Annotated in this window: 10 protein-coding genes and 1 tRNA gene; 4 read left to right on the top strand and 7 right to left on the bottom strand. The window is 65.1% G+C overall.

All coding sequences use genetic code 11. The features are described from left to right. A partial coding sequence (locus ACWDUN_RS24240) for a hypothetical protein (protein ID WP_449932636.1) occupies window positions 1-63 on the top strand: 63 nt, incomplete at its 5' end. 98 nt (window positions 64-161) lie between these two features. Here the strand turns inward: ACWDUN_RS24240 and ACWDUN_RS24235 are convergent. The 6 genes from ACWDUN_RS24235 to ACWDUN_RS24210 form a co-directional block, all read right to left on the bottom strand. Next, entirely contained in the window at window positions 162-917 is a 756-nt protein-coding gene (locus tag ACWDUN_RS24235) for an ABC transporter ATP-binding protein (protein WP_449932623.1), read from the bottom strand. Then, entirely contained in the window at window positions 901-1,752 is an 852-nt protein-coding gene (locus tag ACWDUN_RS24230) for an ABC transporter ATP-binding protein (RefSeq protein WP_449932621.1), read from the bottom strand. The genes ACWDUN_RS24235 and ACWDUN_RS24230 overlap by 17 nt, the downstream gene beginning before the upstream one ends. Then, entirely contained in the window at window positions 1,749-2,882 is a 1,134-nt protein-coding gene (locus ACWDUN_RS24225) for a branched-chain amino acid ABC transporter permease (protein ID WP_449932635.1), read from the bottom strand. The genes ACWDUN_RS24230 and ACWDUN_RS24225 overlap by 4 nt, the downstream gene beginning before the upstream one ends. Before the next feature lie 50 nt (window positions 2,883-2,932). Beyond that, window positions 2,933-3,943: a branched-chain amino acid ABC transporter permease gene (locus tag ACWDUN_RS24220; RefSeq protein WP_449932619.1), complete on the bottom strand. Its 1,011-nt coding sequence runs from the start codon at window positions 3,941-3,943 to the stop codon at window positions 2,933-2,935. A 98-nt stretch (window positions 3,944-4,041) separates the two neighbouring features. Then, window positions 4,042-5,253 carry a branched-chain amino acid ABC transporter substrate-binding protein gene (locus ACWDUN_RS24215; protein WP_449932617.1) on the bottom strand — a complete coding sequence of 404 codons (1,212 nt, stop codon included), beginning with the start codon at window positions 5,251-5,253 and terminating at the stop codon, window positions 4,042-4,044. A 201-nt stretch (window positions 5,254-5,454) separates the two neighbouring features. Then, the gene (locus ACWDUN_RS24210) at window positions 5,455-6,081 is read right to left on the bottom strand and encodes an ANTAR domain-containing response regulator (RefSeq protein ID WP_449932616.1); all 627 of its coding nucleotides are present in this window, start codon (window positions 6,079-6,081) and stop codon (window positions 5,455-5,457) included. Between the two features lie 118 nt (window positions 6,082-6,199). Between ACWDUN_RS24210 and ACWDUN_RS24205 the strand changes: the two genes are divergently transcribed. The 3 genes from ACWDUN_RS24205 to ACWDUN_RS24195 all read left to right on the top strand — a co-directional run bounded on the left by ACWDUN_RS24205 (window position 6,200) and on the right by ACWDUN_RS24195 (window position 7,253). After that, window positions 6,200-6,276, top strand: a tRNA-Leu gene (locus tag ACWDUN_RS24205). A gap of 21 nt (window positions 6,277-6,297) precedes the next feature. Beyond that, window positions 6,298-6,966 (top strand): trimeric intracellular cation channel family protein, encoded by a 669-nt coding sequence (locus ACWDUN_RS24200; protein WP_449932615.1) that lies wholly within the window; start codon window positions 6,298-6,300, stop codon window positions 6,964-6,966. Window positions 6,967-7,010: 44 nt separating this feature from the next. Next, window positions 7,011-7,253 (top strand): hypothetical protein, encoded by a 243-nt coding sequence (locus ACWDUN_RS24195; protein ID WP_449932613.1) that lies wholly within the window; start codon window positions 7,011-7,013, stop codon window positions 7,251-7,253. A 105-nt stretch (window positions 7,254-7,358) separates the two neighbouring features. Here ACWDUN_RS24195 and ACWDUN_RS24190 read toward each other — a convergent pair whose 3' ends face one another. Continuing rightward, entirely contained in the window at window positions 7,359-9,266 is a 1,908-nt protein-coding gene (locus ACWDUN_RS24190; RefSeq protein ID WP_449932611.1) for a cellulase family glycosylhydrolase, read from the bottom strand. Window positions 9,267-9,773 lie beyond the last annotated feature (507 nt).

The raw sequence follows: 9,773 nt of genomic DNA, 5'->3' as shown, positions 1-9,773 counted from the left end.
GTCGGCGTCACCGCCAACCAAGGCCTCTTCGGCCACGGCAGTTCAGTCATCGTCGCCCGCTGACACGACGCTCCCCTTCCCCGCGAGGGTGCGTGAACTCCGTCCGGACGACGGCGTGTCGGGTGCAGACCCGCACGCTCGCCGGGAAGGAGGGATGGTGACTAGGCCACACCCAGGTAGGCGGCCCGGATGCTGTCGTCGTCGAGCAGATCCCGCGCCACGCCGGTGCGGGTGACCTCGCCGGTCTCCAGGATGTAGGCCCGGTCGGACCGGCTCAGCGCCTGTTGGGCGTTCTGCTCCACCAACAGCACCGTGGTGCCCTGGCTGTTGATCTCGCTGATGATGCGGAAGATCTGGGAGATCACCATCGGCGCCAGACCCATCGACGGTTCGTCGAGCAGCAGCACCTTGGGACGGGCCATCAGTGCGCGGCCGATCGCCAGCATCTGCTGTTCGCCACCGGACAGCGTGCCGCCGACCTGGTTGCGCCGTTCGGCCAGCCGCGGAAACGTGGTCAGCACCCAATCGAGCCGCTCGTCATGCTCGGACTTCGACGGGAATTTGCGCCCGTAACAGCCCATTTCGAGGTTCTCGATGATGGTCATGCCGGGAAACACCCCGCGGCCCTCGGGGGCCTGGATCAGCCCTTCGGTGACCCGCTTGTGCGCCTTGACCTTGCTGATGTCGACACCGTCGAACCACACCGAACCGGAGGTGAGCGACAGCAGACCGGAGATGGCCCGCATCATCGTGGTCTTCCCGGCACCGTTGGAGCCCAGCAGGGTGACCAACTCACCCTCGTGGACGGTGAGCGAAACCCCGTGCAGCGCTTTGATCCTGCCGTAGTGCACGACGACATCGCGCACCTCCAGCAGCACCTTGCGCGACAACTCAGGAACGTCAGTGGACTGTGTCATCGGGCACCCCCAGATAGGCGGCGATCACCGCCGGGTTCTCGCGGATCTCGGCCGGTAGACCGTCGGCGATCTTGCGACCGAATTCCAGCACCACGATGCGGTCGGTCACCCCCATCACCAGTCGCATGTCGTGTTCGATCAGCAGCACGGTGTAGCCGTCGTCGCGGATCTTCTGGATCAGTTCGATCAGCGCCGACTTCTCGCTGGGGTTGAATCCGGCCGCGGGTTCGTCCAGACACAACAGCTTTGGCTCGGTGGCGAGCGCGCGCGCGATCTCGAGGCGTCGCTGGTCACCGTAGGGCAGGTTCTTCGCCTTTTCCTCGCCGCGGTGTGCGATCCCCACGAAATGCAGTAGGGCCGCCGATCGTTCGATCGCCGAGCGCTCCTCGCGGCGGTGCCGGGGCGAGCGGATCAGCGCACCGGGCACCGATGTGTGGTGCCGGGCGTCGGTGCCGACCATGACGTTCTCCAACGCCGTCATCTCACCGAACAACCGGATGTTCTGGAACGTGCGAGCGATACCGAGCCGGGTGATCTGATGCCGTTTGATGCGCCCGATGACCGAACCGTCGAACGTCACCGAACCCGATGTCGGCCGGTACACACCGGTGATCGCGTTGAAGCACGTGGTCTTGCCGGCGCCGTTGGGTCCGATGAGTCCGAGGATCTCGCCGCGCCTGATGTCGAACGTCACCGCGTCCAGCGCGGTCAGGCCGCCGAACTTGACGGTGAGATCGGTTGTCTGCAGCAGGACTTCGCCCTCGTCGGCCTGGATCTCGCGGTGGACGCTCGCGATCTCGGCGACGTTGTCCTCGAACTCTTCCGGTGCGGTCATTTCGCCGGCTCCGTATCGGTCGGCTGCTTGCGCAACAGGTCGCGGGCGGCCTTGGCGTAGGTGAGCAGGTGCTGGCGCGCCGGGAACAGACCCTGCGGCCGGAAGATCATCAGCACCACCAACGCCAGTCCGAAGAACAGGTATTTCAGGTTGCCCATGTCGATACCCAAGAAGTGCACCCCGAGTAGGCGGTTGGGCAGGTAGACGATGATGAACGCGCCCAGGATCACTCCGAGCTTGTTGCCCTGCCCGCCGAGGACCACCGCGCACAGGAACAGCATCGAGTTGATGATGTTGAACGTCGGCGGCGCGACGTACTGAACCTGGCCGGCGTACAGCGCGCCGGACAACCCACCGATGGCCGCCCCGATGGTGAAGGCCCACAGTTTGAACTTGAAGGCGTTGACACCCATCACCTCGGCGGCGTCCTCGTCCTCGCGCACCGCGATCCAGGCCCGGCCGACGCGGCTGCGTTCCAGGTTGCCGACCAGCAGCAAGATGATGACGATGAGAATCAGGCCGAGCCAGAACCACCAGGTGCCGTAATTGGTGTCACCGCTGGAGTTGGACACCGAGAACACGCCCTGCGGATGCGCCTCGCTCTCCAACAGGTGCGGGAACGCAACCTCGTTGAGCCCGCGCGGACCGTTGGTGACGTCGGAGAGGTTGTCGGCCAGCAGGCGGATGATCTCGCCGAAGCCCAGCGTGACGATCGCCAGGTAGTCACCGCGCAGTCGCAGCGTCGGTGTTCCCAGGATCAGCCCGCTCAACGCGGTGATGGCCATCGCGATCGGCAGGCAGGACAGCCATGCCCACGGAGTGCTGAAGAACCCCGACGGGCTCATCTGGTTCCACGGGCTTTCCGGACTGGTCAGCAGGGCCACCGTGTATGCGCCCACGGCGTAGAACCCGACATAGCCGAGGTCGAGCAGACCGGCTTGACCCACAACGACATTCAGGCCGATCGCGATGATGGCCACCATGGCGAACTGGGCCATGGTGCCGCCGAAGCTGATGCCCGGGGTGTCGATGAATCCGGGTGTGAACAGCGGCGACAGCGCCAGGCCGGTGAACAGGACGGCGCCGAAGATCCACTTCTGGGGACGGTTGAGCCCGTCCCACCAATCCATCACCCGCGCCCAGACCTTGCCGCCCGCGCCGGTCTGCTGTTGTCCGCCGGTCATACGCGTGCCTTCCCCAGGCTCTCGCCCAAAATGCCGGTCGGTCTGATCAGCAGCACCAGGACCAACAGCACGAACGCCACCACATCACGCCACTGGGTGCCGAAGACGGCCTGGCCGTAGTTCTCCATTACGCCGAGCAGCAAACCTCCGAGCAGCGCTCCCCGCAGATTGCCGATACCGCCGAGGACGGCCGCCGAGAAAGCCTTGATGCCCAACAGGAATCCGCCGGAGTAGATGATGCCCTGCGGCACCTTCAGGGTGTACAGCAGCGCCGCCGCGCCGGCCAGCAGACCACCGATCAGGAAGGTCGTCATGATCACCCGTTCGCGCGACACCCCCATCAAGGTGGCGGTGTTGGGGTCCTGGGCGACGGCGCGCACACCGCGTCCGAGTTTCGTCCGGTTGAGCGCGATATCGGTCAGCAGCGCCAATACCAGGGCGGCCCCGATGATGACGATGGTGGTGTTGGAGATCGCGACGCCGAACAGCTCGAACTGAGTCTTCGGTTGTACCAGCACGATTGGCTGCTGGGCGTTTGGGCCGCCGTATCCCGGTATCAGCGAAGGCAGGATGAACAGCACGAACTGCTGCAGCACGAACGACATGCCGATAGCGGTGATCAGGAAGGTCAGCGCGCGCGCATTGCGTTTGCGCAGCGGGCGGTAGGCGATGAACTCCAGACCGACCGCGGCACCACCGGAGACCAGCATCGCGAACAGCATGGCCACACCGAGGTACAGGATGGTCAGCGCGATGCCCTTGTTGTAGGCATTGCCACTCGGGGTGAAGCCCAGGATGAAGTCCAGTGCGAAATATGCGCCGAACATGCCGAGCATGAAGATCTCGGAATGCGCGAAGTTGATCAGGCGCAGCACGCCGAAGACCAGGGTGTAGCCGACGGCGACCAGGGCGTAGATCGCGCCCCAGGACAGGCCGTCGATCGTCAACTGCCAGAAGCTGTCGACCAGCGCTCCGACATTGAAGTTGATATTGGCGGCCAGGTTCATCCGGCGGTGGACTCCTCAGAAATTCTTGGACACAACGAGGCTGAGACGACCGAAGCGCGTCCGGGCCAGGCGCTCCCGGACGCGCTTCGTCTCACTGCTTACTGGACGTCGTAGATCCAGATGAGGGTTGTGGTGAGCTCACCCTCGGGCGTCCACTGGTACTCGCGCGCCACGCCCTGGCCCTGGTAATTGCGCACGAAGTCCAGCAGCGCAGGCCGGGTGATGGCACCCGAGTCGATGCCCTTGAGCAGGATGGTGCCCAGGTCATAACCCTCGGCACTGTAGGTGCCCGCCTCCTGGCCGAACTTGGTCTGGTACTCCTCGGCGAACGAACCGGTGGCCGGACCGCACGGGCAGGCCAGCACGGAGCCCTTGGCGGACTCACCGGCCTGCTTGACGAACTCCGGGTCCTTCGTACCGTCGGCGCTGGCGAAGATGCCCTCGAAGCCGCCGTCGCGCAGCTGCTGCACCAGCGGTGCCGCCTCGGCGTAGTAGCCGCTGAAGAACACCGAGTCCGGTGCGGCGCCGTTGATCTGGGTGACGGCCGCGGCGAAGTCTTTGTCGCCCTTCTTGACCGAGATGTTGCACGCCGGATCGGCGACCGGGCCCAGTGTGTCGCGAACCGCCGTGGCCAGACCCAATCCGTAATCGGTGCTGTCGTCGACGACGCAGACCTTCTGGTGGCCCAGCGTGTTCTTCAGATAATTGGCGACCGAGGGTCCCTGCACGCCGTCGTTGGCAAGGCCGCGGAAGAAGGTGCGCCATCCGTTCTTCGACAGATCGACGTTGGTGGCCGATGCCGTGGTGGCAACCAGACCGGCCTGGTTGAACACGTCACCGGTGGCCTTGGTCTCGCCGGAGAAGGCAGGGCCGACCAGGCCGATCGTGTACTGGTCCTCGACGATGCGCGGTGCGATGTTCGACGCCTTCTGCGGGTCGCCCTCGGTGTCGAACGGTTTGAGCTGCACCTGGCAGCCGGGGTTCGCCTCGTTGTGCTTGTCGATCGCCAGCTGCACGCCGTTCTTGATGTTGATGCCCAGGGCCGCGTCGGGGCCGTTGAGGGCACCGGCCATGGCGATGGACACCGGCGGGCAGGTGGCCTTGCCGTCACCGGCCGGATCGGCCGGCTCCGCGGCGCCCGACGCCGAGACCTCGCCGCCGTTCTCGTCGATCTGCACCTTCTCGACGATGCTCAAATCCGTCTGCGCCGCTTCTTCCTCGGGCGTGCTCTGAGTGCAGCCGGCAATCGCCAGCGCCATCAAACCCGCGCCCCCGAGCGCAAATGCCTTGCGTGCCACGTGACCGCGCACGTCTCACCTCCGGTTCCCTGTTCTGATCGGCATCTTCGTACCGGTCGGACGGCCGGATCGGCGATGCTTCGCCGCTGACCTTAGCCACTACATCGCGCCGTCGCGTGATGTTCGGCGACGCGTCGCGTGGTTCGGCCGGATGAACCGCCCAAACAGCAGGGTCGGAAACCCAGACTTAACCGCTGGGGCGCGTGGGCGCGACTATTTGTCGGCTGCCGCGGCGTCGCCGCCTGGTGCCTCGAGCGTCTCCAGCACCACTTCGGCGACGCGCTTCATGGTGGTGCGCCGATCCATCGCGGCACGCTGAATCCATTTGAACGCCTCGGGTTCGGTCATCCCCTGGTTCGATTGCAGCAAACCCTTGGCCCGCTCCACCAGCTTGCGGGTCTCCAGTCGGTCCGACAGCGTTGCCACTTCGGTCTCCAGCGCGGCGATCTCGCTGAATCTGCTGACCGCCAGTTCGATCGCCGGGATCAGGTCGGTGATGGAGAACGGTTTGACCAGATAGGCCATGGCACCGGCATCCCGGGCGCGTTCGACGAGTTCGCGCTGGGAGAAGGCGGTGAGGATGACGATCGGCGCGATGCGCTTAGATGCGATCTCCGACGCGGCGTCGATCCCGTCGCGGCGGGGCATCTTGACGTCCATGATCACCAGATCGGGTTTGAGGGTCTCGGCGAGATCGACCGCTTCCTGACCGTCGCCGGCCTGCCCGACGACCTCATAGCCTTCATCGCGAAGCATCTCGGCGAGGTCCATTCGGATCAGCGCTTCATCTTCGGCGATGAGCACGCGGCGGGATGCGGGGGCGTCGGTCATGGATGCCATTGTGTCGCGATTGTCGACACGAAGCGACTGCGGGGTTAACAAGCATCGCGGATGAGGCCATCCCTGCGGTCAAAGCACCCCGGCGCATCCCTTAAGGTGGTAGGTCGCAGGAACACTTGCCCTCGTATCCCAACTGGCAGAGGAAACGGATTCAAAACCCGTGCAGTGTGAGTTCGAATCTCACCGAGGGCACCACGATCATCGACCGGAGTACCGATGCACAGCACTGTGGTCTACGCCGCGAGCTGGGACTCCGCCGTACTGGTGACCCAGAATGCCGGCGATCTGATCGGCACCGCGGCCTTCGCGATCTCCGGGGCCTTGCTCGCGATCCGGCGTGACTTCGACATCGTCGGCGTGGTCACCCTCGCGGCGATGACAGCATGCGGCGGCGGGGTGATCCGCGACCTCATCATCGGCAGGACGCCGCCGACGGCCTTTGTCGATCTCAGATATCTGGCGGTGGCCATCATCAGCGCGCTGGTGATCTTCATCTGGTCTCCCCCGCCGCGGCTGATGGGCCGCCCACTGGACCTTGCGGACGCATTGGGACTGGGCGCGTTCTGCGTGGCCGGCACGGTCACAGCGCACGACCACGGCTTGGGGTTCGCCTCGTCGGCACTACTCGGCGTGGTCACGGCGGTCGGCGGTGGCGTGATCCGTGACGTACTTGGGCAACGGACCCCCAGCGTATTGCGGCCGGACCAGGAGATCTACGCCATCCCAGCACTTTTCGGCGCGGTGATCACCGCGGCACTGCTCGAGCACGGGCGTTACAGCTTGCTCGCCGGCGGCGCGGTTGCGGCGGCGGTGTTCACCTTCCGGGTCCTCGCGCTGCGGTTTCGGTGGCGCGCCCCGCAGGCCCGCGGGCGGACCACTCGCTGATCTGGCGACCCGTTCGGCATTAGCGGAATGCCATTGTCAGCCGATTGTGTGAACGTACCCGCACCGTCGACGGTGCCAACCGGACCGCGCCGCACGATGTCGACGCCCACGCCGCCCACGATGAGACGGCAACCGAGTCCGGCGATAGGGGTACCCGACCCGATGGCGATGACGCTGAGCCGAGCAATGACGCGGCCGCGCCGCCCCGCGACAAGGCGTCGTCGGAGCACACCTCATCGGATGCCGGCACCGCGCCGAGCGCGCCGAGACGCGCGCTTCTGGGGTGAACCCGGCCGGAATTGGCCCGGGTACGCGAGTTTCGCTGACGTGGAAACGAAGATGCCGCTACAGGACATCGTCCTGTAGCGGCATTCCCCTCGCGTGACCGCGGGTCAGCTGTTGCCAGCCGAAGATGTTGCGGTAGAGGCGGACTCGGCGCTGCGAGCCGTCGGACGCTGCCCCGCCTCGGAGGCGGCGCGCAGGCCGGTGCGGGCGGCCTTGGTGGTCCGGACGGTCACCTCGTCACGCGCCTTGAGGTTGGGTCGCACCACCTCGACATCGGGCTGCGCCGTGAAGTCGGCCTTGCTCGGAGCTTCGGTGTCGGCCTCGTCGTCGGTCTTGGACTCGGTGTCCTCACCCTTGTCCTCGGTCGGCGTCGCATCGTCGGCGTCCTGCGCCGGCGACTCGGGGGCCTCCTCGGCCGGGGTCTCGTCGACCGGGGCCTCATCGACGGGAGCCTCCTGCACGGGCGCCTCTTCGGCGGGAACCTCCTGCACCGGCGCCTCGGCAACCGGCGATTCCTCGACGGGCACCTCCTGGACCGGAGCCTCTTCGGCAGGCGCCTCGGCCGGCACTTCGGACACCGGGGCGTCGGACACCGGAGCATCCTCGGCCGGCTTCACCGAATTCTTCTGATCACCGCTGTCGGTGACCTCATCTGCTTCTGCCGGCGTCGCGGCATCGAGTCCGGCGCGGCCGGTCTCGAGGGGGCCGTCCACGGTCATCGCGGCGGTACGCAGCGCCGCGGACGATGCCGTCTTGGGCTTGATGCCGAAGATGCCGTTGAAGAAGTTCGAGAACATCGCACCCACGGCGCTGAACAGATTGCCGAAGTTGAACATGCTCGAGAACGCCTGGGAGATCGCCTTGAACAGCGCCGCGATCGGGTTGCCCGACGACGATCCGCTACCGGCGCCCGGGCCGGGGCCGGGATCGGTGCCCGGGTCGGGATTGTTCGACGGATTGGTCAGGAACTCGATGAGTTCCTTGATGACCTGGCCGACCGGCTTCATGGTGCCGTCCGGACGGAAGATGCCCAGATTGGCCTCGTCGTTGTTGGTCGGCGGGTTCAGCCAGTCCTTGATGGTGTACAGGAACATCGGACCCGCACCTTGCACCGTCTGCCAGAACTCGATGATGTCGCGGACGAACGCGGCCTGGGTGGCCTCCGAGACGCGGTTGGTCGGGATGCCGTACTCGGTGATCCAGATCTTGACCTGCTCCTGCCCCTCTTCCAGGAACGAGTCCATCAGCTCGCGGATCCGGTTCAGCTGGTACAGCGGCATGCCCTCTTTCCATGCCAGATCCTCGCCCACGGAGAACTTCCACTCGAAGTTGTAGGGGTGGAACGACAGCGCATCGAAGAATCCGTGCGCGCCGGCCTCGTACATGCCGCGGACGAAGTCGATCGGGTTCAGGGTCAGGCCCGCCCACGTCTTACCGGCGCCGATCACACCGCCGATGACGGTGATATCGCTGCCGATCTGCGCCGACGCCTGCTTGAGCGCGGTGTAGGTCTTCTTCAGCATCTCGGTGTAGGACGCCGGATCGAGGGTGTTCCAGAACTGGATCGAGTTGGGCTCGTTCCACACCTCGTAGGCCGAGATCTTGTCGCCGTAGCGCAGCGCCACCGACTTGGCGAAGGCGGCGAACCTGTCGAAGTTGGCCGGCTCGCCGTTGAGCGGGGTACTCGACGATGCCCACACCGGCGTCGAGTTCAGGACGCCGAGGATGCCCATCCCCCGGGCGGCCGCGGCGTTGACGATCTTGTCGAGCTGGTCCCAGCGGGGTGCGCCGAGCCCGAACGGGGTGTCGGGATGCAGCGGCTGCACGCCGGCCCACGGAACCATGATGCGGACGTTGGTCACGCCGAGGGACTGCATGAGATCCAGCCGCTCGTTGATCTCCTCCATGCTCGCCGCCATGTAGAGCTCGGAATCGGCCACACCAATGGTCGAAGGAGACTCCTCGATGGTGGCGACCGGCGTCACGTCATAGGAGCGCTGTTTGCTCGTTGGCAAGACAAAGTAGCTAGAAGTCGCCGCGAATAGCGACGCGGCTATCAGACTGACCACTGTCCGGAGGGCAACTCTCCGGAGCGGCTTGGGCATCTTGTCCCACATGGCGACTCCTGTTCTCAGACCTGCTCGTTCGGGCGTTGCCTACGCACTGTGCATGAAATTAACGCACCTGACAGCAAATTGCCAAATATGTAAAAAACGGCTTTTGAGGGCCCAATTTCCATTCAAGATCAGGTGATTTCAGCAAACTCATGTCCGAATCTGCAGAATCAAGATTCGCCTCTGCGTCGCGAGATTTGGCAAAGAAACTCCGTGACAAGATCGAATGCGCATTGCGGCCGTACTGTGACCTGAGTCACAACAGTTTGCCCACGTCCGTTAGCTTTTCGTGATGCCGGCGAGATGCGGCCGCTATCCACTCGGCGCGCCAGCGAATATTTACGACAACGTCAGCTAATATGCGGTGCTGTCCCCCGAACGGTGGACATGTCCCCTACACACAAATTT

This window comes from Mycobacterium sp. NPDC003323, assembly GCF_053589535.1.
The sequence above is the reverse complement of the archived record's forward strand: the minus strand, read 5'-3'. Positions and strand labels throughout refer to the sequence as shown.